32 protein-coding genes, 1 tRNA gene and 2 pseudogenes are annotated in these 23,097 nt (G+C 60.9%); 14 read left to right on the plus strand and 21 right to left on the minus strand.

The annotated features are described in order from the left end of the window. The first annotated feature begins 57 nt into the window (after positions 1-57). Together ACWGS8_RS07955 and ACWGS8_RS07960 are read left to right on the plus strand one after the other, a co-directional pair. On the plus strand, positions 58-555 hold the full coding sequence (locus tag ACWGS8_RS07955; RefSeq protein ID WP_454580405.1) for a hypothetical protein: 498 nt from the start codon (positions 58-60) through the stop codon (positions 553-555). A gap of 420 nt (positions 556-975) precedes the next feature. Continuing rightward, a complete protein-coding gene (locus ACWGS8_RS07960; RefSeq protein ID WP_454580406.1) occupies positions 976-2,862 on the plus strand; it encodes a rhamnan synthesis F family protein in 1,887 nt (628 codons plus the stop codon). Positions 2,863-3,207: 345 nt separating this feature from the next. Here the strand turns inward: ACWGS8_RS07960 and nusG are convergent, their stop codons facing one another. The 14 genes and pseudogenes from nusG to ACWGS8_RS08030 form a co-directional block, all read right to left on the minus strand. Then, positions 3,208-3,855 (minus strand): transcription termination/antitermination protein NusG, encoded by a 648-nt coding sequence (gene nusG / locus ACWGS8_RS07965; protein ID WP_454580407.1) that lies wholly within the window; start codon positions 3,853-3,855, stop codon positions 3,208-3,210. Beyond that, positions 3,852-4,487 carry a hypothetical protein gene (locus ACWGS8_RS07970; protein ID WP_454580408.1) on the minus strand — a complete coding sequence of 212 codons (636 nt, stop codon included), beginning with the start codon at positions 4,485-4,487 and terminating at the stop codon, positions 3,852-3,854. The genes nusG and ACWGS8_RS07970 overlap by 4 nt, the downstream gene beginning before the upstream one ends. Further along, the gene (locus ACWGS8_RS07975; protein WP_454580409.1) at positions 4,480-4,962 is read right to left on the minus strand and encodes a DUF1376 domain-containing protein; all 483 of its coding nucleotides are present in this window, start codon (positions 4,960-4,962) and stop codon (positions 4,480-4,482) included. Before ACWGS8_RS07975 ends, ACWGS8_RS07970 begins: the two co-directional genes overlap by 8 nt. Then, entirely contained in the window at positions 4,959-5,180 is a 222-nt protein-coding gene (locus tag ACWGS8_RS07980) for a hypothetical protein (RefSeq protein ID WP_454580410.1), read from the minus strand. The genes ACWGS8_RS07975 and ACWGS8_RS07980 overlap by 4 nt, the downstream gene beginning before the upstream one ends. A gap of 7 nt (positions 5,181-5,187) precedes the next feature. Then, positions 5,188-5,976, minus strand: a complete 789-nt coding sequence (locus tag ACWGS8_RS07985) for a hypothetical protein (protein WP_454581282.1) — start codon at positions 5,974-5,976, stop codon at positions 5,188-5,190. 22 nt (positions 5,977-5,998) lie between these two features. Beyond that, positions 5,999-6,466 (minus strand): annotated as a pseudogene (locus ACWGS8_RS07990) (DNA cytosine methyltransferase); the annotation flags it as partial. Then, positions 6,463-6,684 (minus strand): hypothetical protein, encoded by a 222-nt coding sequence (locus ACWGS8_RS07995; RefSeq protein ID WP_454580411.1) that lies wholly within the window; start codon positions 6,682-6,684, stop codon positions 6,463-6,465. The pseudogene ACWGS8_RS07990 and the gene ACWGS8_RS07995, both read right to left, overlap by 4 nt. After that, positions 6,681-7,286, minus strand: coding sequence for a GcrA cell cycle regulator (locus tag ACWGS8_RS08000; RefSeq protein WP_454580412.1), 606 nt, complete (start codon positions 7,284-7,286; stop codon positions 6,681-6,683). Before ACWGS8_RS08000 ends, ACWGS8_RS07995 begins: the two co-directional genes overlap by 4 nt. Then, positions 7,283-7,540, minus strand: coding sequence for a hypothetical protein (locus ACWGS8_RS08005; protein WP_454580413.1), 258 nt, complete (start codon positions 7,538-7,540; stop codon positions 7,283-7,285). The genes ACWGS8_RS08000 and ACWGS8_RS08005 overlap by 4 nt, the downstream gene beginning before the upstream one ends. A gap of 16 nt (positions 7,541-7,556) precedes the next feature. After that, positions 7,557-7,997: a helix-turn-helix domain-containing protein gene (locus tag ACWGS8_RS08010; RefSeq protein WP_454580414.1), complete on the minus strand. Its 441-nt coding sequence runs from the start codon at positions 7,995-7,997 to the stop codon at positions 7,557-7,559. A gap of 114 nt (positions 7,998-8,111) precedes the next feature. Next, the gene (locus ACWGS8_RS08015; protein ID WP_454580415.1) at positions 8,112-8,261 is read right to left on the minus strand and encodes a hypothetical protein; all 150 of its coding nucleotides are present in this window, start codon (positions 8,259-8,261) and stop codon (positions 8,112-8,114) included. Beyond that, positions 8,258-8,443: a hypothetical protein gene (locus ACWGS8_RS08020; RefSeq protein WP_454580416.1), complete on the minus strand. Its 186-nt coding sequence runs from the start codon at positions 8,441-8,443 to the stop codon at positions 8,258-8,260. Before ACWGS8_RS08020 ends, ACWGS8_RS08015 begins: the two co-directional genes overlap by 4 nt. Before the next feature lie 584 nt (positions 8,444-9,027). Then, positions 9,028-9,270: pseudogene (locus tag ACWGS8_RS08025) on the minus strand (DUF2312 domain-containing protein); the annotation flags it as partial. After that, positions 9,267-9,443: a helix-turn-helix domain-containing protein gene (locus tag ACWGS8_RS08030; protein WP_454580417.1), complete on the minus strand. Its 177-nt coding sequence runs from the start codon at positions 9,441-9,443 to the stop codon at positions 9,267-9,269. The pseudogene ACWGS8_RS08025 and the gene ACWGS8_RS08030, both read right to left, overlap by 4 nt. 71 nt (positions 9,444-9,514) lie before the next feature. Here ACWGS8_RS08030 and ACWGS8_RS08035 point away from each other — a divergent pair, with 71 nt between their 5' ends. The 10 genes from ACWGS8_RS08035 to ACWGS8_RS08080 all read left to right on the plus strand — a co-directional run bounded on the left by ACWGS8_RS08035 (position 9,515) and on the right by ACWGS8_RS08080 (position 14,967). Further along, a complete protein-coding gene (locus ACWGS8_RS08035) occupies positions 9,515-9,889 on the plus strand; it encodes a helix-turn-helix domain-containing protein (RefSeq protein ID WP_454580418.1) in 375 nt (124 codons plus the stop codon). A gap of 479 nt (positions 9,890-10,368) precedes the next feature. Beyond that, positions 10,369-10,584 (plus strand): hypothetical protein, encoded by a 216-nt coding sequence (locus ACWGS8_RS08040; RefSeq protein ID WP_454580419.1) that lies wholly within the window; start codon positions 10,369-10,371, stop codon positions 10,582-10,584. Then, positions 10,584-10,862, plus strand: coding sequence for a hypothetical protein (locus ACWGS8_RS08045; protein ID WP_454580420.1), 279 nt, complete (start codon positions 10,584-10,586; stop codon positions 10,860-10,862). Before ACWGS8_RS08040 ends, ACWGS8_RS08045 begins: the two co-directional genes overlap by 1 nt. 112 nt (positions 10,863-10,974) lie before the next feature. Further along, positions 10,975-11,151 carry a hypothetical protein gene (locus ACWGS8_RS08050; protein WP_454580421.1) on the plus strand — a complete coding sequence of 59 codons (177 nt, stop codon included), beginning with the start codon at positions 10,975-10,977 and terminating at the stop codon, positions 11,149-11,151. Then, entirely contained in the window at positions 11,148-11,672 is a 525-nt protein-coding gene (locus ACWGS8_RS08055; protein WP_454580422.1) for a siphovirus Gp157 family protein, read from the plus strand. Before ACWGS8_RS08050 ends, ACWGS8_RS08055 begins: the two co-directional genes overlap by 4 nt. Beyond that, complete coding sequence (gene bet / locus ACWGS8_RS08060; protein ID WP_454580423.1) at positions 11,672-12,697, plus strand: phage recombination protein Bet; 1,026 nt, start codon at positions 11,672-11,674, stop codon at positions 12,695-12,697. The genes ACWGS8_RS08055 and bet overlap by 1 nt, the downstream gene beginning before the upstream one ends. Positions 12,698-12,762: 65 nt before the next feature. Further along, positions 12,763-13,275, plus strand: coding sequence for a hypothetical protein (locus tag ACWGS8_RS08065; RefSeq protein WP_454580424.1), 513 nt, complete (start codon positions 12,763-12,765; stop codon positions 13,273-13,275). Beyond that, positions 13,272-13,688, plus strand: coding sequence for an HNH endonuclease (locus ACWGS8_RS08070; protein ID WP_454580425.1), 417 nt, complete (start codon positions 13,272-13,274; stop codon positions 13,686-13,688). The genes ACWGS8_RS08065 and ACWGS8_RS08070 overlap by 4 nt, the downstream gene beginning before the upstream one ends. Beyond that, a complete protein-coding gene (locus ACWGS8_RS08075; protein ID WP_454580426.1) occupies positions 13,685-13,894 on the plus strand; it encodes a hypothetical protein in 210 nt (69 codons plus the stop codon). Before ACWGS8_RS08070 ends, ACWGS8_RS08075 begins: the two co-directional genes overlap by 4 nt. 5 nt (positions 13,895-13,899) lie before the next feature. Next, entirely contained in the window at positions 13,900-14,967 is a 1,068-nt protein-coding gene (locus ACWGS8_RS08080) for a tyrosine-type recombinase/integrase (protein ID WP_454580427.1), read from the plus strand. A 65-nt stretch (positions 14,968-15,032) separates the two neighbouring features. Here ACWGS8_RS08080 and ACWGS8_RS08085 read toward each other — a convergent pair. After that, positions 15,033-15,117 (minus strand) — tRNA-Leu (locus tag ACWGS8_RS08085). 238 nt (positions 15,118-15,355) lie between these two features. Here ACWGS8_RS08085 and lipB point away from each other — a divergent pair. Continuing rightward, positions 15,356-16,099: a lipoyl(octanoyl) transferase LipB gene (gene lipB, locus ACWGS8_RS08090; protein ID WP_454580428.1), complete on the plus strand. Its 744-nt coding sequence runs from the start codon at positions 15,356-15,358 to the stop codon at positions 16,097-16,099. Positions 16,100-16,119: 20 nt separating this feature from the next. Here lipB and ACWGS8_RS08095 read toward each other — a convergent pair whose 3' ends face one another. Together ACWGS8_RS08095 and ACWGS8_RS08100 are read right to left on the minus strand one after the other, a co-directional pair. Further along, the gene (locus ACWGS8_RS08095) at positions 16,120-17,370 is read right to left on the minus strand and encodes a site-2 protease family protein (RefSeq protein WP_454580429.1); all 1,251 of its coding nucleotides are present in this window, start codon (positions 17,368-17,370) and stop codon (positions 16,120-16,122) included. 388 nt (positions 17,371-17,758) lie between these two features. Then, positions 17,759-17,911, minus strand: a complete 153-nt coding sequence (locus ACWGS8_RS08100) for a hypothetical protein (protein ID WP_454580430.1) — start codon at positions 17,909-17,911, stop codon at positions 17,759-17,761. A 293-nt stretch (positions 17,912-18,204) separates the two neighbouring features. Here ACWGS8_RS08100 and ACWGS8_RS08105 point away from each other — a divergent pair, with 293 nt between their 5' ends. Beyond that, positions 18,205-18,957, plus strand: coding sequence for a tetratricopeptide repeat protein (locus ACWGS8_RS08105; RefSeq protein WP_454580431.1), 753 nt, complete (start codon positions 18,205-18,207; stop codon positions 18,955-18,957). Positions 18,958-19,121: 164 nt separating this feature from the next. On the opposite strand, the gene ACWGS8_RS08110 is transcribed toward ACWGS8_RS08105, so the two are convergent. From ACWGS8_RS08110 to proS, 4 genes are all read right to left on the minus strand, one after another. Beyond that, positions 19,122-19,415 carry a GYD domain-containing protein gene (locus ACWGS8_RS08110; RefSeq protein WP_454580432.1) on the minus strand — a complete coding sequence of 98 codons (294 nt, stop codon included), beginning with the start codon at positions 19,413-19,415 and terminating at the stop codon, positions 19,122-19,124. A gap of 129 nt (positions 19,416-19,544) precedes the next feature. Then, positions 19,545-20,228, minus strand: a complete 684-nt coding sequence (locus tag ACWGS8_RS08115; RefSeq protein ID WP_454581248.1) for an ABC transporter ATP-binding protein — start codon at positions 20,226-20,228, stop codon at positions 19,545-19,547. Further along, positions 20,225-21,511, minus strand: coding sequence for a lipoprotein-releasing ABC transporter permease subunit (locus ACWGS8_RS08120; protein WP_454580433.1), 1,287 nt, complete (start codon positions 21,509-21,511; stop codon positions 20,225-20,227). Before ACWGS8_RS08120 ends, ACWGS8_RS08115 begins: the two co-directional genes overlap by 4 nt. Continuing rightward, entirely contained in the window at positions 21,508-22,836 is a 1,329-nt protein-coding gene (proS, locus tag ACWGS8_RS08125; RefSeq protein ID WP_454580434.1) for a proline--tRNA ligase, read from the minus strand. Before proS ends, ACWGS8_RS08120 begins: the two co-directional genes overlap by 4 nt. Positions 22,837-23,097: the final 261 nt, after the last annotated feature.

Below are 23,097 nucleotides of genomic sequence, written 5' to 3' on the forward strand. Positions count from 1 at the left end.
TCATTTTGGTCTAAGTTTCTGTTACCTCGGATGGCTCCGTCCAAAAGGGAAGCACAAATGAAAATCATTCGATCCGTTTCAACAGGCGAAATTTCTGATTGCAAGGCCGGCACATTGATTGCGCTGTTCCAAGAAGGCGGAGCGTTAGGCTACGCCATAAAGCTTGATACAAGCGATACTGAAGCGGCTTCACTTGCGGTGCTAAAATCCTTCGACGGAAGTCCGCCTCACTTTCTAAGAATTCACCCGGTCAATGACTGCCTCATATTTGGCGATGATTGGGCGTTTGAAATCGTAACCCCTCGTGGAGATGAAAAGACGTCCGACAGCGAAACCCCGGGTACGGTGATCATCAGCGGGGACCGGACGTTTCTTCGCCTGGGAAGAGACCCAGTAAACATCAGGAGCACAGGAGGATACGTCGATCTTGACTCCTTAAAGCCGGTAATCTCTCTCCCCAGCTTCAAGTTGAGCGTTCAGCGTTGGCGCGTATGGGAAAATGCCAACGAAGTCGGCAACCCAAATAAAACGCCTCTGATGTCGTTTGGTATCTAGCGCACAATTATTAATTTGGCGGGGAGCGGTGACGCTCTCCCCTATGGCCCGGCGAGTATTCCCTCCAATGGGAGGTCCGCTACAGAACAGCCAAATCACCTGACAGCAGATGATAAATCATCTGCGTCGAAGCGCAAGCGATATGCTGTCGATGGATCCCGTTGAAATTTTGTAAAGCCGACGCCTTTATAGGGCGACTTAAATTTGTGGAGCGTGCCTTTATCGTGGCGCCGGCATAGGCCGGATTGCCCGACTAGCCGCCCTCGAATCTCAAAACGAGCGCAAGCGTCACCAGGAAGGTCGATGGCGAGTCGTTCGATCGGGCGGGAGCAACGATGCGGATTTGATTTTGAACGCGTTGCGGAAGCCGAACTGATCCGCTAGTGAGAGCGCTCAATAGATGGCGCGATGGATAGCTCAATGACCAAGCGTATTGCTGTGGCTTTCTTCTATGATGAAGCCGGCATTCTCGATGAATACATGCTCCATCTGATAAGATCGCTGCAGCCATTCGTCGAGCGCACGATCTTCGTTTCAAACGGCCCGCTGAACAGAGATGCCGAATTGGCGGTGCGACCGCTGGTTGAGCAAATGATCATCCGTGAGAACGAGGGATTCGATGTCGGCGCTTACAAAGCCGCGATCGAGGCAGTCGGCTATGAGGCTCTCGCCGGTTACGACGAACTCCTCCTCTACAACCACACCTTCTATGGGCCGATCTATCCGTTTGCCGAAATGTTCGGCGAAATGGAGGCGCGCGACTGCGACTTCTGGGGCATAACCATGCACCAGGAAATGATCCCGAACCCGTTCACGAAAACCGGTCGCCTGCCTCGACACATCAATTCCCATTTCATCGCGATCCGACAGCCGATGCTCTCATCTTCGGCCTTCCGCGCTTATTGGGAAACGATGCCAACGATCAAGAGCTATTCCGATTCCGTCCTGATGCACGAATCGCGCTTCACCGAGCATTTTTCAGACCTGGGTTACTCCGCGTCATCCTACCATGATCCCGACGAGTTCGGGTCTCCATACTCCTGCTTCATCGATATCGAGGCCTCGATGGCCAAGCGCCTGCCTATATTGAAGCGTCGGCTGTTCTTCCATGACCCCGCGTTCCATGACGGCAATGCGATCAATCTTGCCGAGGCTCTCCGGATAGTCGGTCGGACATCAGACTACGACATGGGCATGATTTGGAAAAACATCGCCCGAACCACACAGCCGCGAATTCTTGCGACCAATGCATCTCTCATTTCAGTTTTATCCGATACCGCCGGCCCCGCTGCATCTTCCGGGCCCATGCGCTTGGCGGTTTGCGCCCATATCGACCACATCGAGGCGCTTCCGGAACTGCTTTCCTCTGCGGAGACGATCACGCAAGCATACGACTTCATAGCCACAACCGACACCGCCGAGAACAAAGCAGTTATCGAGGCTGCCCTAAAGCAGCATCCGTCGATCAAAGCGGCCGCCGTGCGGGTTGCCGAGAACAGCCCCAGCATGCGAGCCCTGTTCGTGACCTGCCGGGATCTCTTCGTCGACGACAGATATGATCTCGTCTGTCGCCTGCGAACGATCGCGAAGCCAGACGTTCCTGTCACCCACGCATTGCTTCTTGAGCATCACCTCACCGACAATTTGGTGAAAAGCCCGAGCTATACGGCTAACGTGATCGACCTTTTCCAACGCAACCCCAGTATCGGCATGGCGATTCCGCCTGCGGCGCACTACTCCAACACGACACTGGGCCACGGTTGGTACGGCTATCGTGGCATGACAGCCGAATTGCTGGCCGCTCTGGATGTCAACGTGCCCCTTGACGACGACACTCCGGTTATAGCTTACGAAGCGATGTTCTGGTTTCGCCCGAAGGCGCTTCGAAAAGCATTCATGCACAAATGGAACTGGCGAACCAGAGACGTCGAGATCGAGGCCCAGCCCGCAATGGAGCGGCTTCTGGCCTACCTGGTGCAGGACGCCGGCTATCATACACAGCAGATCATGTGCCCTGACCACGCAGCTCTCAGCTACTCAATGCTGGAATTCAAATTCCAGAAGATCGTCGCAGCAATCCCAAGAAACCCGTTCTATCTCTATATCGAAGACCTCAAAAGAGCCGCGGCTGCCCAGAAGGCAGCTGACCAGAAGCAAGAGATAGGCCCGTTGCTGATCGGGCAAGCCGCGCACGAACTGCTCCGCGCCTCGAAGCGATCAATGCTCGCAAGGTCGCCGATCCTGTTCAGAAGCCTTCGGCCGTTCTATCGTGCGTCCCGTAAAGTTCTTACACTGGGAAGGCGTTGATCATGCTCCCCAACAGTCTGTTCCAATCCGCTCCTAAGCTTACGCCAGACGAGATGAAATTGCACCGCGCATTGTACGAGGCGGAAGCAATCGACTGCACCGGCAACGCACCACCGCCCTGCCCGGAATTCAACCCGAACGTCCCGAGTTGGTTTCGCGCCAAGACCCCGAGTTGGCACGGGCAATAGTTTACGGCTTGCCCATCAGGAGCATGGAAACCGATAGTTACCGGGCGGGATGGAGTCGCCGTCATTTTTCTGCACGCGGAAGACAGAGTTGCGGTGACACTGCACTATTTTTTATTCCGGCCCAGATTTCACTGTGGCTCACATCGATCTAAAACCATTAAGCTGCCTGCGGTCGTAGGCATGGTTCAATATCGTCCGCGTCGAACTCGGCGGCAACCAGGCGGCCGAACAGTTCGATCATGCTCTTGACGGTGCCGCGTCCGGTGACGCTGACCACCTCGCCATGGAAGCCGGCAAGCATGTGGGAATGCTGCCTATCCTGCTTGACGCGGATAGCTTGGCCTTCGGGGAACGTCATCTGGACCGTCTCGCGCCGGGTCTTGCCTTCCAGCTTGCGCTTGATCCTCGATTCCTTGGTGTCATCGAATTCGAGCTCGGCCTCGGCGCGCATGTACCCTTCAACGGCCGACGTTGGGACCTGCCAAGGCTTGCCGAACTGGCCGTCATAGCTAAGCAGCCGGCCGAGCCCATCGCAGTCCTTCAGGTACTCACCGTTCGCCGACGGCAAGGCGACGAAGATGTAGCCGGTGAACAGCGGGAAGCGGCGGACGATGCGTGCGTTCGTCCGGTGGTGGATGATCTCCTTGCGCATCCGCGGATAGTAGCATTCGAAGCCCTCGTCGCGGATCGACCGCTCGGCAATAATCTCCCCCTTCCGCTCTTCCGGTGACCCGATGCGATCCTTGGCGGCTTTCGCGCCGCCCATGCCGATCCTGGCGATGAACCACTTTGCCGAATTGCTCATGACTGACCTTTCACGATTTTGGTTTGCTCAAGCTTTGAGGTTTCCCGGCGAGGCCGCTTGAGCGCGTCGATGCGCTTCTGTTCGGCTTCGTTCAGCCCGAGGTGTGGCAAGCCCTGACGCTTCGCCCCGCCGGCGCTGACGGCTTCGGCCAACGCGGCTACCCGGCTGCGCACGGCTGGATCCTGCCTCTCCATGTCGATCAGGTGGCGCTTGTTGTCGTCGGTGGCGCGTTCGATCAGCTTCGAGGCTTCCGTCCTTAGCGCAGCGCGCTCGGAGAGGAACGGCATCATGATCGCCCTCGCCCGTTTGGCGAACTCAGCGCATGTCGGCATGAACTGGCCGGTGTGGTTGTCGACGCGGCCGGCAAGAAAGTCGCTGGCTGCTTCGGAGACTGCCCATGCCGGCAGGTCGCGGCATGCGGCAAGGAATTCCCCTGCCATGTCGGCGTGGTCGATATCGGGCTGGTCGCGGAACTGTCCGGCCATGCGGACCACCGCGGCGCGAACGTCGTGCGGCTGGCACGGAACCATCAGCCCGTCGATCTCGGCAACGCGGGCTTTGATCGCCCTGGCACGGTCGCGGAACTTCTCCGGCAGCTTGTCGAAATCATCTTTGCCTACGAGGTCATGCATCTGCGAAAGCCTCCTCGATTTTCTGTTTGCGGGATTTTTTCGGCGCGCCTGCGCGCTCTGAAAAACCGTTAGGTTTTTCTTTGATGGTTATGGAAGGATGGCATTGCCCGAGCATCGCTTGAGCATCATCCTTTTTCTTGTCTTTCCAACGGCTTGCGGCGGCATTGCTTGCTTTCGCCTTTCTATCAACAGCCAATCGCCTCTCTTTCTTGAGGCGTTTTTGCGCCCACCTTCTGCTCCGACCGTCGAGGCTCCAGAAGGCCATCACAATGGCTTTCATCTTCCGCCAGCGGGAGAGAGACACGCCGGCGACGCGCGCCAGCATGTCATCGTCGTCGGGCAAGGAATTGGTCGGCGATGCCCAGGCGGCCATGAGCAGGAGCAGATAGGCGCCATGCTCTTCGGTAGTGAGGTGGCGAGTGTCGCGCTGGTAGTCGTCGACCCAGAGCGGCATGTAGGGAAGACGCTTGCTCACCCTGCCCTCCGGTCGGCACGTGCGCCGTCCTTGGCCATTTGCAGGGTCCGATAAACAGCATCCTCGCGGCACTGGAGCGCCTTGGCGATGTCGACGGTGTCGAACTGGCCTGAGCCCCACAGGACGATAGCAGCAAGCGCCTGTTGGTCGCGCAAATAGGCGCCACCGGCGTGACCGGCCTCGAAAACACCATGGCAGTGAGGGCAGGACGTTTTCATGCTGCCATCATCCGAACAAGTCGATTTGCGCCCACGGAGCCGCGCGCGGCGAGGCGAGTTGCCAGAGTGCGGAGCGCATGCGCTGCTTCCAAGCAGACAACCCCGTTGCCGAGCATGCGGAGCTGGTCCACCCTGGAGGCCACCCCATCAGCCATTCGACGAATAGCGGGTTCAAGGTCCGGCGAATGTGCGAGGACTCGTCGCCAACTGTCGAAATCGGACGGTCCGGGCGGAAAGAGGGTGAGGCCTTCGCCTGCCCCTCCAGCGTAAGCTTCTCCGAGCCTATCTTGCCGCGGTCGCGCGTGTACGTTCCCGAAACCACGCGCGGTGTCATCCATTGGTGCGCTTGCGAGGTCAGCGGTAGGCCTGTCCCGTTCCGAAAGCTCTGGTTCGGACCACCCTTTTCGGCATCCGTCGCGCGTGGCGTTGACCATAGCGCTGTATCCCGGCTGAGGTTGTTCCGTTGGGTCGAGTGGATGTCCGGACCTGGGCGGCGACCGTCGTGGACGGTAGGCGTCGACCAAAGCTGTTCTGCTGCGTAGTCCAGCCGATCGCCGCGCATCTTGCCGTCCGATCGCTCGAGTGTCGGACCGCTGCCCTTCCAATCGTTCGCAGTTGGGGTCGGCCACGCATTCGCCGCTGTAGCTAGCGTCATCCCGGCGCCATTGCCCGTCTTGCTGCCGTGCTTCTCTTTCAAACGCGCTGCGCGCGCCTTGAATAGATCTGGATCGTCCGGCGTCAGGAACACGGCAGAGGGCGTCGGCCACGGCGAGGATGAAGAGCCGTTCGCGTTCATGGCTTGCCCGGACTTCCTTCGCCGTGAAGAGTCCGCCCTCAACCGCAAAGCCCAGTCTGCGAAAGTCTCGCCATATGCGTTCTGCGCCGCCACTGGAGAGCATGCCGCCGACGTTTTCGATGAGGACAAACCATGCTCCGGACTGGACGACGATGCGGCGCGCGGCGCTCCAGAGGTCGCGTTCGTCAGCTTCACCAAGTCGTTTCCCGGCGAGGCTATGCGGCTGGCACGGAATGCCGCCAATGAGGCCGTCAACGCAGCCACGCCAAGCGCGGCCGTCGAAGGTTCTGGCATCGCTCCAAATAGGCGCTTGATGAAGGAGACCTTGTTCCATCGCTGAAACCAGGTGCGCGACGGCGAAGGCTTCCCTCTCCACCATGCAGACAGTTCGAGCGCTCGGAATTGCCAGCTCGACGCCGAGATCGAGGCCACCCCCTCCTGTGCAGAGGCTAAGGATATCGATGTGTTCGGGACATAGAGCCACATTCACCCGGCCACCCTCGCCTTGGTGACTTCAACCGCGCGCTCGTAGTCTTCGGCGATTGTGCCGAGCACGAGGAGTTCAGTTCGCTTCTGGTCGATCTCGTGATCAGGCCGCTTGGGCTTTCCGAACGCGAACCGGGAAAGCCAGTCCTGCTTACTCGCAATCAGCGCGCGAACCGTGGAGAGCTTGACGTCATAGGTGATGGGGGCGTCGGCGGAGATCATGCCGCCTCCGCCGAGAAGTTGTGCTCGCGGTTTGTCAGTCGCACTTCGTGGTAGGCGCAGTAAGGCTTGCCGATTTCCGCGTGCAACCCGCAGCAGAGCATGTCGGGACCGGGCTTCTCCTCCAGGTCCGAGCTGAGCGGCGCGCGGCACCTGTCGAACAGACAATCGACGAAGCGCATGGCGGCGAAGTGAGCCTGTCGAACTGACGGAGGCCTGCCGATCGCCGGCGACTTGAGCCGAAACGCCTCACCCTCCCTGTCGATCTCCTCGATCGCAGCGAAGAACAGTCTGCCGGGGAGCTGGTACGGCGCCGGATACTTAGCCGGCACGCGAGCAAGCTTAGGCTTCGGTTTTGCGTTCGGCTTCGGCGGATCTTTGGCTGCAGACAAGCCTTGCTTGCGCGATCCGGCGCGCCCTTTGGTGGAGTTTGAGAAGCCGATGGCCTTGAGCGTGCGGTCACGGTGCACGATGCCTATGATGGCATTGCGTGAGACCGATCTGCCCCGCACGGCTGACAGCTTGCCGGCGGCCTTGGACGCGGAATCCCCTGCCCTTAGCCAGCCGGCAATGCTGTCGATTTCGGATTGGGTGTAGCCGGTCATTTCGGCCTCGCGACAAAATACCGGCAGCAAGGCGTCCCTGACGGGATCGCCTTGCGATCGTCGCCGGTGAGCTGACGATACTTGTCACAGATCATCTTGTTTCGATTTGTGACCCAGTGATCGCATGCACTGCATGACGAGCCTGACGGCCCCGAGCCGGCGAAATGCGCCATACCCACAACGGTGCGGTTCAGCGCGTCCCTCGGCACGGTGGCAGCGTCGGTCATTGTCCCGGCGTGCTGGAATGCTGGCATTGCGGCCTCCTTCAGATCATTCCGCAGCCTCCAAAATCTCGGAAAGCTGCCGTGAGATTTCAGCCAGCTTGGCGCGCTCGATGATCGGTGCGGCCCACTGGCGGGTTGATGGAATTGCTTCGACCAGGAAGGCCGGGCCGAAGGCCGAAATCATCGCCGCAAGATGATCCGCCGACGGCTTGGTCTGGCCGCTGATCCATTTTTCGGAAGTCGAAACGGTCGCTCCGACGACGGCAGCGAGATGAGCCGCGGTTGATGTCGGGAAGGCGCGCCGGACGAACCGGCAAAAGCCCTCCATGTCGAGTCGCAAAGTTTTGTGGTCTGTCCCGCAAGACATTCTGGTGTGCCCCATGATGGATTGAACTCCATCGAGGGGCGGCGGTGCCGACGTCGGAACAAATCGGCGGATGACCGTAGACCCGGCGTGGTGCCGGCTCCACAAAGGATCGAACAACATGGAAAGGCCCCACAGACACGATACAAACAGTGAGTTCGAGACGATTGGTCAGGCCGCGCGTAGGGTCCTGGAAGAACTGGACGCGCGGATAGCAACGAGGGGGGCGAACGATAATCATGCCGCCTCCCTCGCCATGGCGATGAGGCGGCGCAACTCCGCCTCAGCCTTGGAACGAGTGGCACCGGTGGCGAATGCCCCGGTATGTGGATCGCGAGCGGTCCAGGTGCCGTCACAGGTGCAGATGATGACGAAAGACGCGCTCATGACCGCACCGCGTCGATAACCGTCTGAACGATGCCCCAGCACCAAACAAAGGGGATCGTGACAGGCCAGAACAGGGCGAGCGCGACGGTGCCAATCGACAGCCGTCCGTCGCCGATCTCATGGCTGTACTGGACCGCCAGCAATGAACCCGCCGTGTAGAGATAGATGGCAAGGTAGGTCATGCTGCCCTCCCCCGCTGCCGTGCGATGGCGGCGTCATTGGCGCACTTCGCGCAGGAAGCCTGGCTATGCGACCAACGGCACGACTGCGGTTTCTGGCAATCGGGATTAGGCGCTCGCGATGGCGCCTTCTTGAGGAATGCCGGGACGTCGGCATCCAAAATGGTGACGGCTTGCTCGGAATGGCCCCGTACAGGCCCTTCCTGACCAATGACGGCCTTCTGAGGACCGTCATTTTTTGCGCGAGCAGCTTCCGAGCTTGGTTTGCTGGGCTGGCCGTCAGCAGCCCCCGAAGTGGCGTGGTCAGGTATTTCGGAACGAAGGGCCGGCGCCGGGAGGGGATCGGCGCCGGCCTCCTTTGTTGCAGCCAGGGCTGGGGGAGCGGACCCTGCAACAGAGTTGGAATTGGTGGCCGGAGCAGAGGGAGGAGGTTCCACTCCGGCCGTATCCGTCTTTTCTGGGGAGGAGGTCAGATCGGACGAATTTTGTTCGATGATTTCGCCGGTTTCAGCGTCGTGCGGCGGAAATTCTTCAATGTTTTCTCGTGCGCTACGCGCGGGACGCGCGGGAGCCACACGCGGTTGGTCGAGAGCAGCCCAGTAAAGGTCGTAGACGGACGCAGCTTCCTGCATCTCGGCCTGGTCCTTCATCCGGTCGCGGAACACGGCGCGCATCGCCTTGGTGTCAAAGCCGACGCCCTTCGCCTCGGCGAACAGCTCCTTCAGGTCGTCGGAAATGGTTTGCTTCTCTTCCTCCAGGCGTTGCCAGCGCTCGAAGAACGCGCGCAGCTGGCCGGTGGCAACTGTCTGGCTGGTTTCGATGTCCGTCATGCTGCGCGCTCCGCGGCTAGAGACTGGAGGAGCTTCCGCGCCGGTCCACGCGGCGGCATACCGTTCTCCCAATTGGAGACGGTGCTTTGGTCGACGCCTACAGCGTCGCCGAGTTGCGCTTGCGTGAGACCGAGCTTGGCGCGGATCGCCCGCACGTCGATTGGCTGTTCCATACTCAAATTATGGAAAACTCATAGATCAATGTCAATGAGTTTCTCATAACTATTTCTGGCAAACTCAGAACATGGAATTGCACGAGCGATTGGTGGCCGCCAGGAAGCAGGCCGGATATGACACCGCGGTCGAGGGCGCCGAGGCGGTTGGCGTCCCGTATGGCACCTATTCAGGCCACGAAAATGGCAGCTCGGGCTTCCGAGCTGACAAGGGCGAGATCTACGCTAGGAAGTACAAGGTTCGGTTCGAATGGCTGATGCGCGGAACCGGCCCCATGGTCGACCTGGCGTCGAAATATCGCGAACTTCTCACGACTTTCGATAGCCTTCCTCCCGATCTGCAAGCGAACTACGCCGAGATTCTGCGCAATCTTGCAAAGCCCTTCCAACAGCCAGAGCCTGATCCAGTACAGCCTCCGGCAAAAGCAAAATCAGCTTCAAAGTAGCGTCGCGATCGACGATTTGACGCATATCCCAAAGTGACATCGTGTCCGCCAACCCGCGCAGCCGGGTAAGCGTTTCCTCGTTCGTGGCTTTTCGACGTGCCTCTAACTTGATCATGCCCCACCTATGCCAGTACCGGTCCTAAACGCGATCCATCTCGCGAATCTCGTCCGGCACGGCGCGAAGCTAGGAAAGATATCCTATGACCTCGAGTCAATGGCCGATCGGGGTGTCCGTTCGGCGAGGCTCCTGACAAGTACCTTCAGGAGGGTTGAGCACCATCAGGATTCCTGCCACGCCGGCATTGACGGGTCCCGCTCTGGTTACTGGCCCCGGCTGGCACTGGCCCTCCTCCTTTTGGTTCCGCCGATTCGCTTCCGGCGATGGCCTCGGATAGATTTCTATGACTTTTCCATAACTCCACTTGACGCAATTATGAGTTTCCCATAAATTCCTCATCAACACCAGATGAGGAACGGCAATGAACGCCCACCTTCGCCAAGCCATCGCAGAAAGCGCGGACTTCCGCATCATCACCAAGATATTCGGCGGCATCCTCGGCCCTGAATACACCGTCGCTGCCGGCGGCCGGTATTTCCGTGTCGGCCAGCTTACTCTTGACCAGTTGAAGCGCGGCATTCCTGCCACCGATCTCGACCTGCTTGAAGTCGATCCCGAGACGGATGAGGCGCTGTGATGAGCGCGCTCAGCTTCCGTGAAGTCTTTTCCATCATCCACAATCTCGACCTGTCCGATCTCGAACAGGCAGGCGTCATCAACCCCGGCACCGACGGCGGGTCGGACTGGCGCCGCTTCAACAACGATATCGGGACCTTCGTCCTCAAGCTGCCGAGCGACAGGCTCGACAAGCTGGTCGGCCTGATCGAGGCGCGACGCGAGCCCGGTCAAAGCCTGCCTTCGCCGCCCCGTCTTGCCTTCTTCGACTTTGAAGACCGTTCAGGGGAGACGTTTTGATGGACGCTGCACTGACAAACGCCTGCAACTGGCTTGTGGGACATCGCCGGACCGTTTGCGCGATCCTGTGCGCGATCTGCGTCCTCGCCGGCCGCCTCGATGTGGTGCTGCCATGATCCCGTTACCGACCACGCCGGGCGAGTACCGCCACAACATGCTCACCGCCCGCCGGTGGATGCACGTCTGCCTGGATGCCGGCGAGATCGAAGAGGCCAAGCGCTTGCTGGCCGAAGCCGCTCGGTGCGCCCACATCGCTGATGAAATCGAACAGGAGAGGAAAGTCGCATGACCATCGACGTTTCCCGGCAACTCAAGATCGAAGCCGAGGCGGCCAAGCGGTTGCTATCACAGCTTCAGGATCGAGGCCATGGCGAGGATGCCGAACTCGCCTCCGATGTCATCGAGCGCGAGACTTCGCTGCATGAGACTGTCGCGGCCGCCATAGATCAAATCGACGGGTTGGAAGTCATGGTCATTGGCTTGAAAGCCAAGGAAGAGGCGTTCGCCGATCGACGGAAAGCCATCGAAGCGCGTGCCGAAAATCTTCGCGCGGCGATCGAGCAGGCGATGATCGCGGCCGAGCAGATCAATATCCCGCTCCCGACGGCGACCGTCTTCATATCGAAGCGCAAGCCTGCACTGATCGTCGAGAATGAGGCGGACATTCCATCTGAATTCTTCGTGGAGCAGGAGCGGCCAGCTCCCAAGCTCGACAAACGCGCGCTCGCGGCAGCCCTGGCAGACGGTCGCAAGGTTCCAGGCGCCGCGCTCGACAACGGCACAGTTTCACTATCCATCCGGAGGAAATGATGAACGCAATCACGACATACACCCATTCGCCGCGCCAGTTGGCTCTGATCCAGAAGACCGTCCCCAAGGACTGCAACAACGACGAATTCAACCTGTTCGTCGAGGTTGCCCGCGCGAAAGGCCTGGACCCTTTCCTTGGCCAGATCATCCCCATGATCTTCTCCAAGGGCGATGCCAACAAGCGCAAGATGACGATCATCATTTCGCGCGACGGCCAGCGCGTGATCGCGCAGCGGTGCGGCGATTACCGCCCTGCCAGCAAGACGCCGATCTACGAATACGACGCAGCGATTAAAGGCCCTATCAATCCGCTGGGTATCGTGTCGGCGACGGTGTTTCTGTGGAAACAAGACCCGAAGACGGCGGCATGGTTTGAGGTTGCCGGTCAATCCTTCTGGGAGGAATTCGCGCCGGTCAAGACCGATGCCGAAGGCGGGTTCGATTGGGTCGAAACCGGCGAAACCTGGTCTGACACCGGCAAGCCCAAGAAGAAGAAAATACCGCGCGGCGAGGTTCATGAGGTTCTGGACGATTCCGGCAACTGGTGCCGCATGCCGCGCCTGATGATTGCCAAGTGCGCCGAGATGCAAGCGCTTCGCGCCGGCTGGCCCGAGCAGTTCACCGGCCTTTACGACGAAGCAGAAATGGACCGCGCCAAGGTGCTGGAAATGGCCGCGTCCGAAATTGTCGCGCATGAGCAGGAAGAAAACCGCTTGCGCCTTGTTGCCGGCAATGACGCCATCACGATGTCATGGGGCGACGGGTGGGCTTTGGAGAATGTGCCAGCCGGCGAATTCATGGACCGTTGCTTAGCTTTCATCCGGGACAGCGACCATCAGACCGTCATCAAGTGGAACAGCGCCAACCGCGCCGGCCTCCAGCTTTTTTGGGCGAAGCACCCCGGCGATGCGCTCGAACTGAAGAAGGCCATCGAAAAGGCCAGCCGCGCGCCAGTCGATATCGACCACATAGCTGACGCTGCCGCACGCCGTGAGCTCGCACAACACCCCGTTTCCGCTGGCTGACCTCCAGCGATCCGGCGCGGCTGTGTCCCTGTACCGCGCCGGCCATTTTTCAAAGGAACGATCCGATGACCGAAACACCAATAACAATGCGATGGGACGGCGAGGCTATGGTGCCTCTCTCGCAATTTTGGGCCGCCCGCGCCGATAAGGCTTTCGTCGTCGGCGAGGTCTACCGAATCGTCGAGCATCACGACCGTTCCGCCAATTCGCATCGGCATTTCTTCGCCTGCGTCCATGCGGCCTGGCAAAACCTTCCCGACGAGCTAGTCGAAATCTATCCGACTGCCGAACACCTCCGCAAAAAGGCCCTGATACGCAAAGGCTACCGTGAAGAGCGCGAATATGTCTGCGCGACGAAATCGGCCGCGCTGGAATTGGTTCGCACCATTCGTCCGCTGGACGACTATGCCATCATCGAGGCGCGCCAAAACGTGGTCCGCATCTGGACGGCCAAAAGCCAGTCCGTTCCAGCCATGGGCGCCAAGGCATTCCAGGAGAGCAAGCAAGCCGTTCTCGATTTTCTCGATGACCTTCTTGGCGTCGAGCGCGGCGCGACAGCGAAAAGCGAGGCCGCATGATCGCCAGCACGGGAAAGATCGATGACCCGAACGGCGGCCGCAGCGTCAAGGAATGGATCGGCAAGACGCCGGATTCCGTGCCACCGCCGACCGTCCGAGCCCGCATCTTCCTTCGCGCCAACGGCATGTGCCATATCAGCCAGCGGCCGATCGGCGCCGGCGAGAAATGGGAGCTCGAGCACGTCAAGCCGCTCGCACTGGGCGGCGAGAACCGCGAGAGCAATTTGCGCCCCGCATTGGTCGAACCTCACAAGGCGAAGTCGGCCGACGAAAACGCATTGCGCGAAAAGGCTGATCGCGTCCGCGCCAAGCATTTGGGCGTCTATCCCAAATCGAAAGCCCCGATCCGGTCGCGCGGCTTCGCGCCAACGCGGGAGGGCGCGCCGACCAAGGCAACAAGGACAAAGGTATGAGCGCCTGGCAGGCCCAACGCATCACACCCGAGCCGAAGCGGCTGCGTGCAAGTGAGGCAGCAATTCGCGCGGCTTTGCAGGCGCTGAAGTCGTCAGGCCTGCCTGTGGACAAGGTGTGCGTAATCGGCGGCCAGGTTGAAATTCACTGTGGCCAGGTTGAAGGCGCGGCAACACCAGAAAAGGATCAAGGCCTCGAACAATGGTGAGGCCCATGAAGGTTGAATATCCGGGGCTCCTAGAGGAGCCTATGCCGTCAGGCAATTCCCGCTACCGCGTGCGCCCGGAAGGCCACAAGAGCAAGCGCATCCGCATCCATTGCGGTCCCGGCCATGAGGACTTCCAGCGGCAATATCTGGCAGCTCGTCGCGGGGAAAAACCGGAGCCGCTGAAGGTCGCTTCAGACTATGCCAAGCCGAAATCGATCGGCTGGCTGGTCAACACCTATTTCGAATACCTGGAAGCGCGCGTGAAGGCCAAGACCACCAGCCACAAGACGCTGAAGAAGAAGCGCAACCTGCTCAACCGCCTGCTGGTGAAGCCAGACAAGGTGATGCTGATCCCGCAGGAAAGACTGCTGGAAATGCAGGACGGCATGGGCTCGACACCCGCCCAGGCTGACGCCTTCATTGAAGCGGTTGGCGTGATGTACGACTGGGCCATCGAGCGGAAATACCTGCACAGCAACCCGGCGCGAGGCATCAAATCAATCTATGTCAAGGGTGACGGCGCCACACCGTGGAAAGCCGCCGACGTCAAGAAATTCTTGGAGAAGCATAAGCTGGGTTCAAAGGCGCATGTCGCCATGTCGGTGCTGCTCTGGACAGGATGCCGGATCGAGGATCTGACGCTGCTCGGGCGCGGCTACGAATGCGTCATTGATGGCGTAGAGGCGCTGCGCTGGACGCCGCTGAAGAAGGGATCATCGGAAGTCATCATTCCCCTGCTCCTGCCGCTCAAGACCGCCACACGGGCGCCGACGGTGCAGGGCGGCACCTATGTGCTGGGACGCGCCGGCAAACCCTATTCGAGCGGCGATAGCATGTCTGCGATGTTCAAGCGCTGGTGCCAGGATGCCAAGCTGGACGATCTGTCGGCCCACGGCGTCCGCAAGGGCCTAGCCGAGCTTTTGGCCGAACAGGGCTGCAGTCAGTACGACATTATGGCGATTCTCGGCCATTCGGAAGCCAAGACGAGCGAGGTTTACACCCGTCGCGTCGAGCGCTGGAAGCTGGCGAAGGCCGCTCTTGAGCGAGCCAATGTGTCCCATGCCTGGGGTTGACGTGGGACACCCCGAGACGGAAGTGCTTGAAAATATTCGCTGTTTCGGCCTCAGAGAGAGGCCATTGGTGCGGTCGAGAAGACTCGAACTTCCACGGGTTGCCCCACAGCGACCTCAACGCTGCGCGTCTACCAATTCCGCCACGACCGCACGTGGTAGGAGCCGGAACCGACCGGCTCGCGGCGTGTAGCAAATCGTTTCCGGCGAAACAAGTGCGCGATGAGCAATAATCTCAACCAATTGGCATATCGGTCCACAGGATCGGAATGAGCATGCGGAACTGGACGTTTGCACCCGATATCGCCATATGGAAGGCGGATGCATGTTGCCCAAAAAAAGTGCGAGGCGGTTTTGGGATCGCGGCGTGCATGAACAAAAACGAAGACCCATGACAGAACGCAGCCAGATCGCCACGTCGTTCCTGCCGCTCCCCGGTTCGGCCCCGGTCGAGTGGCGCGTCGAGCCCGGCCTTACCGCCTACCCCGAAGCGCTGGCCTTCATGGAAGAGCGGGCCGAGGCGATCCGCAGCGGGGCCGCCGGAGAAATGGTCTGGCTGGTCGAGCATCCCCCGCTCTACACCGCCGGCACCAGCGCCCGCATCGAGGACCTGATCGAGCCCGATCGCTTTCCCGTCTTTGCCGCCGGACGTGGCGGCGAATACACCTATCATGGCCCCGGTCAGCGGGTCGCCTATGTCATGCTCGACCTGAAACGGCGGCGTGAGGATGTGCGCGCTTTCGTCGCCGCGCTCGAACAGTGGATCATCGGCACGCTCGCCGCCTTCAACGTGCGCGGCGAACGCCGCGAGGATCGGGTAGGTGTGTGGGTGGTGCGACCCGATCGCCCTGCCCTGCCGGGCGGCTCGCCGGCGGAGGACAAGATCGCTGCAATCGGCATTAGGCTGCGGCGCTGGGTGAGCTTTCACGGCATCGCCATCAATGTCGAACCGGAGCTCGAGCATTTCGGCGGCATCGTTCCCTGCGGCGTGCAGGACCATGGAGTCACCAGCCTCGTCGACCTTGGCCTGCCCGTTGGCATGGCCGACCTGGATCTGGCGCTGAAGTCAGCCTTCGAGGATGTATTCGGCCCCGCGGCGGCTATGCCTGCCGAGGCCGCCCGCAAGACGGGTTGACCCTTTCGGGCCTAACCAGCTCAAAGCAACTGCGCCGACGCCCACAGAACGCCGCAGCCATGGATGACGAACACCGCCAGCAGCGCCCCGGCGATGGCGAAGCGGTCGGCGGTTCGGATCGGCTTCAGTTCGTAGCGCGGCTTCACCCCGCTGCCCATCGTCAGCAGGCTGAGGATTGAAAAGACCGCTCCCGTCGCCAGCAGAAAGCCGGAGGAGAAGCCGGCCTCCCAGCCCACCGCCAGGAAAGCCGAGAGCAGGAAGAACGAGGCCAGCGCCAGCGCGACCGGACCCGGACAGATCTGGCGCAGCACCTGGCCGCCGTCGAATTTCCACACCGGCACCAGATTGGCGATGTTGAACAGGGCCGCGCAGCCCGCCAGCGCCGCCAGCAGCGCGGCCGCGGCCTTGTGCCCCTCGCTGCCCGCAAATGCGCTCGCGGCAATCACGATCGGCACCAGGAAGGCGGAAAAGCCCGCCCCCATCAGCGCCACGAAGGCCACTTCGAAACGGCTGTTGTAGGGCCGGCCGCCAATGGCGATGCCGCCGAGCAGCGGAATGAAGATCATCCGCGCCTTGCGGTGGCCCATCAGCCGGAATGCCGCCATATGGCCGAGTTCATGCAAGGCAACGACCGACGTCAGGATCGCGGCCAGCGCCAGCCCGCCGAGATGGAGGCCGAAGAACGGCCACAGGATCAGTGCCGACAGCACGGCAAAGCCGACCTGGCTCAGCGGATGCTCGAACCAACCGCCCTTGCGGTACTGTCCGGTCGTCGCCCAACGCTGCAGCTTGGACAGCTCGCGGCGCATGGCGAAGTAACGGAACACCAGAAAGGCAACGCCGCGATAACGATCCGACCGGCCGAGCGTCACCCGCGTGGCGCCGCCTTCGGAAACCAGCTCTGCGGTTTCGCGATAGTCTTTCCAGAACGAGGCATCGAGCGCGGTATCCTCGAGCACGCGCATCGAGAAGCGGCTGCCCTCGACGACATCGTCAAACCGCGCCTTGCGCTCGATCGGCTTGCCGTCGCGGCCTTCCCACGACAGCATGATGCGGGACACGTCCTGCCCGTCCAGCGGCTCGGCCGACAGGATCTCGCCGGACCAGCCGGCATCGCTGCCAAGCGGCCACAGCGCCTGCCAGAGACGCTGGCGGTCCATCGCAATCACGCGGCTGACCCTGACCGTGCGCAAACCAAGCGGCACGGTCATCAAGAGAAAGATCAACCCGAGATTGCTGGCCACCAGAATGGCCGTGACGATGGGCGACACCTGGACATTGCTCCTGCCTGAGAGGCGCACCCTAGCGCCGCGGCGGCAAGAAAGGCTTAACGGGGAAGCGGCTTCACCCGCCACGAACTGCGGCGGCGAGAGCCGCCAGATCACATGGCGCCGATCCAGATCGCCATGGAAATGAGGAATGTGCTCATGCAAACCAGTGAGATGACATCCTGAACCAGATCGGTCATAACTCTCTCCTGTTGTTGATATGTTCGCAATTTGTTCTAATTTTGTTTCAATGTCAACGACGTATGGTAAGGAGATAGGACGAGAATTTGGAACGGTTAGTAAAAGGTTAACCCTCGCTGGGAGGTGCGAGTGAAGCTGCTATTGCCTGCACGAGAGTTCCGGGTCGTTCCCTACAGGAGCGCCGCGAAAGTCACGATTGCGGGCAGCCACAGACTTCCCGGTTGAAGCCCTGCACGCACCGGTATGAACCGCCATGCGGGCAACCAAAGATCAATGAATAGGCGGTCGCCAGGATGGCTACCAAGAACAGCAACGCAGCAACCCCGAGAATGATCTTTTTCAAGGTGGCCTCCGACCAGCGAGGCCCAGGAACATATCACACCCAAGCGGTCCACGATCACGCCATTTCGCGATCGCCTGGCCGGTTGCCAGGGTTTGGTGCAGTAGACTTGCTCACCGCATGACCGGCATCAAACCCAACGCCGCACGCCCGACGAGGGCGCCGGCCTTTACCTCGGTCGCCAGTTCATTTCCCACGCGACTTTTCGCGGAGGACGAGGCATCGTTCTCATCAAAGGCCCCTCGTCATTGCCGAATTTCTCGTGATATCTCGCCAGTGGCGGTGGGAGTGCGGTAATGGTTTGGCGGGTTTTCGGAATTTTGGCGATAGGCCTGATCCCGGTCGCTTCCCTTAGTTCGGAGGCAAACGCCGCCAACGCTGAAGTGGAGCGCTGCATCCATTCGAAGACACCGAACGACACGCTCCATTATTGCTCAATTGCACTGAGAGGCAGACCTGGTGGAAAGATGACCGATCGCCTTCTTCTTCGAAGGGGCAATGCGCTGATGCAACTCGGAATATTCTCCGAAGCCGTCAAGGATTTCTCGCGCCTCGTCGTGGCGCATCCGACCGAGGCTGGCTATGTCGACAGTCGCCTAACCGCCCTACGATCCCTCGGCCTTTTCCAAGAGGCTCTCGTTGACGCCAATCACGCGGTAGACCTGGCGCCGCACAAAGCCTTTGTCTATCGCAGCCGTGGCCTTGTTTTTGAAGACCTGCAGCAGTTTGCTGCTGCTTTGAATGATTTCGATCAGGCAATTTCCCTCGCCCCCGACAATGCGGGGTTCGTGGTTGAACGGGCGAGAATCAAAACGGAAGCCGGTCATGCAAACGAGGCTATCGAGGACCTTTCTCGCGTCCTTGCCCGGGCCCCCGGCAATTTGGCCGCGCTGAAGCAGCGCGGCATGGCGCACCTCGCCCTTGGTGATCTCAACGCTGCCGCAAGCGATCTTCTCGCCTACAGCCGGTCAGTTCCCGATGATCCGGAAGTCGCGACTGCGATTGCTGCCATCAGGCCCGACGCAAATAGGAAGCCTTCAAAGCCTTGATGTGGGCCCCGGCTCCAGCCGGGACGCCATCAAGGCTTATGCCATTTGAAATGGCTGGCCGACGCCGCACCATTTGAGCGACAGGCTACTGCCAGCCACCGTGCAAAATCTTCTATCTCCAACCCATGGCGCCGGCCTCGATCGCCCACGCACGGCGGCATCAGTCAGGCCATCTTTGCCATTATCTTGGCCATATCCGCCGCGTCGAACGCCCTCAGCGTCTGGGTTCTGATGTTACCTTGCGAGGCGATTGACAGGGCTAGTGCGGTCGCGGCAATGTCGTCGTCCGCTTCGGCGATCGCCACGACATCATGTTTGCCAAGCGTCCACAACAGGGTGTGAACCTTGATACCGCTCTTGCTGGCCATGGCCTTGAAGGCCTCGGCACGCTTTTGAGTATCCTTGATGCTCTTGATGCCTTGATCTGTGAAATTCGACAGCAATACGTAGTAGGCCATTCGTTCCTCCCACAATGGGGAGCGGGCGGGCACTCACGGCGCGTCCGCCGTCTCCCGGCTCTACGATAGCACGAGCCAGGTGCGTGAACCACAGGCGGCCGGACACGCCATCGCGCACCGTTGGGCGGCCTACAATGGAACAACCTTGCCGTCGGCGAGCGTGACGCGCCGGTCCATGCGCGATGCCAGCTCGTGATTGTGGGTGGCGATCAGCGCCGCGAGGCCCGATTGCTTGACCAGCGCGCCAAGCGCCTCGAAGACATAGGAGGCGGTGACCGGGTCGAGATTGCCTGTCGGCTCGTCCGCCAGCAGCACCAGCGGAGCGTTGGCGACGGCGCGGGCAATGGCGACGCGCTGCTGCTCGCCGCCGGAGAGTTCGGACGGCCGGTGCGAGGCGCGCTTGCCGATCTGCATATAGTCGAGCAGTTGCGCGGCGCGCTCGGCCGCTTCCTTGCGCGGCAGGCCCTTGATCAGCTGCGGCATCATGATGTTTTCCAGCGCGGAAAACTCCGGCAGCAGATGGTGGAACTGGTAGACGAAGCCGACATCGTTGCGGCGGATCGCCGTGCGTTCGTCGTCGGAGAGCCGCCCGCAGGCCCGGCCGGCCAGGATCACGTCGCCGGCGTCGGGGCGTTCCAGCAGGCCGGCCGTGTGCAACAGCGTCGACTTGCCGGTGCCCGACGGCGCCACCAGCGCCACCATCTCGCCGCGCTTCAGCGAGAAATCGGCGCCGTTCAAAATGGTGAGCTTGCGCGGCCCCTGGACATAGTGCCGCTCGACGCTCTTCAGCTCGATAATGACCTCGGCCACTATTCGTACCTCAAGGCTTCGACCGGATCGAGGCGAGCCGCCCGCCATGCCGGAAACACCGTTGCCAGGAAGGACAGCCCAAGCGCCATGATGATGACATAGGTCGTCTCGCGCGGATCCATCTTCGCCGGCAGCTGGCTGAGGAAATAGAGTTCCGGGTTGAACAGCACCTTGCCGGTCATCCAGGAGAAGAATTGCCGGATCGATTCGATGTTGGTGCAGATGACGACGCCGAGCAGCACGCCGGCGAGTGTGCCGGTGACGCCGATCGCCGCCCCCGTCATCAGGAAGATGCGCAGGATGGCGCCGCGCGAGGCGCCCATGGTGCGCAGGATGGCGATGTCGTGCCCCTTGTCCTTCACCAGCATGATCAGGCCCGAAATGATGTTGAGCGCCGCCACCAGCACGATCAGCGTCAGGATCATGAACATGACGTTGCGCTCGACCTGCAGGGCGGAAAAGAAGGTCTCGTTGCGCTGGCGCCAGTCTACCATCTCGATCGGCCGCTGCGCTGCCTCCTCCACCTTCGGTTTCAGCGCGTCGACATTGTCGGGATTGTCGACATAGATCTCGATCGTCTGGGCGCGGCCATCCATGTTGAAATAGAGCTGCGCCTCGGAGAACGGCATGTAGACGATGGACGTGTCATACTCCGACATGCCGACTTCGAAGATCGCCGCGATCTTGTAGCCTTTCATGCGCGGCGTCGTGCCGATCGGCGTCACGTCGCCATCTGGCGAGATGAGCGTAATGGTGTCGCCCAGCGTCAGGCCGAGATTCTCGGCCATGCGCTTGCCGATGGCGACGCCCTCGCCTGAATTGAAACCGGCGAGCGAACCCTGCTTTATGTTGTTGGCGACGATGGCGATCTTGCCGAGATCTTCGCACCTGATACCGCGCACAAGTGCGCCGGTGCCGCCGCCGACATTGCCTTGCGCCAGCACCTGGCCGTCGATCAGCGGAATGGCGTATTTGACGCCGGGCACACCGTTGATGCGGCCGGCGACCTGGGCGTAGTCCTCAAGCGGCGAATCGAGCGGCTGCACGATCAGATGGCCATTGACGCCAAGGATGCGCGTCAACAGCTCGGCGCGGAACCCGTTCATCACGGCCATGACGACGATCAGCGTCGCCACACCCAGCATGATGCCAAGGAAGGAGATCGAGGCGATGACCGAGATCACCGTCTCCTTGCGCCGCGAGCGCAAATAGCGCCAGGCAACCGTGCGCTCGAAGAAGGAGAACGGGCCGGCGCCCGCCGATCTTGCCGTCGCCGCCTCGCTCATGCGGCGACACCGAAGCGTTTTTTCGCGTCGGCGATCGGCAGCGTTTCGCGCTCGCCGGTCCTGCGATTCTTGATCTCGACCTCGCCGGCGGCCACGCCGCGCGGTCCGACGATCACCTGCCAGGGCAGACCGATCAGGTCGGCGGTAGCGAACTTGCCGCCCGGCCGCTGGTCGGTGTCGTCGTAGAGCACATCCTTGCCGGCGGCGGTGAAGGCGGCATTGAGCTCATCGCTGACACGGTCGCAGTCGGCGTCGCCCACTTTCATGTTGATCAGGCCGATGTCGAACGGCGCCACGGCGTCGGGCCAGATGATGCCGTTCTCGTCATGGCTGGCTTCGATGATCGCCGCGACCAGGCGCGACGGGCCGATGCCATAGGAACCGCCGGAGGCGAAATGGTCCTTACCGTCCGGTCCGGTCACCTTGGCGCCCATCGGCTTGGAATACTTCTCGCCGAAATGAAAGATGTGGCCAACCTCGATGCCGCGTGCCGAAACCTTGTCGCTCTCGGGCACCTTTTCCCAGGCGGCTTCGTCATGCATCTCGTCGGTGGCGGCGTAGGGCGTCGTCCACGTCTTGACGATATCCGCGATCTCGCCGTCATTGGCGAAGTCGGTATTGGCACCCGGCACGGCAAGCGAAAGATAGTCACGATGGCAGAAAACCTGGCTTTCGCCGGTATCGGCCAGGATGATGAATTCGTGGCTGAGGTCGCCGCCGATCGGCCCTGTGTCGGCGCGCATGGGAATCGCCTGCAGGCCCATGCGCGTGAACGTCCTGAGGTAGGAGACGAACATCCTGTTGTAGGCAGCCCTGGCACCTTCGAAGTCGAGGTCGAAGGAATAGGCATCCTTCATCAGGAACTCGCGCGAGCGCATCACGCCGAAGCGCGGTCGCACCTCGTCGCGGAACTTCCACTGGATGTGGTAGAGGTTGAGCGGCAAATCCTTGTAGGACTTCACATAGGCGCGGAAAATCTCGGTGACCATTTCCTCATTGGTCGGGCCGTAGAGCATGTCGCGGTCCTGGCGGTCCTTGATGCGCAGCATCTCCTTGCCATAGTCATTGTAGCGGCCGCTTTCGCGCCACAGATCGGCCGACTGGATGGTCGGCATCAGGATCTCCAGCGCGCCGGCGCGGTTCTGCTCCTCGCGGATGATCTGGCAGACCTTGTCCAGCACCCGCTTGCCGAGTGGCAACCAGGAAAAACTGCCCTGCCCCTGCTGGCGGATCATGCCGGCACGCAGCATCAGCCGGTGCGAGACGATCTCGGCCTCGCGCGGATTTTCTTTGAGGATAGGCAGGAAATAGCGCGACAAACGCATGGACTGGTCCGTGAATGAGAACGGCCACGCCAGAATCGGCGCGACGCAGGCTTGCTTGCCCCGGCTTCATAGCCATTTCATGACGGAATGGAAACCCGGGCATGGCGGCACATCAGCGCGCTACGGCCCGGAATCCTCCGGTTTCCGGACCAGGCCGCACCGGCTTCGAGCATGACGAACCTCATCGGATTTGGCCGCCAATTCTTTGCGCGCGTCAATCCAGAACATGCCGCAAAGGCTCCGCCGAGCCTTGCTGGTCGT

Source organism: Mesorhizobium sp. 43Arga (assembly GCF_053714255.1).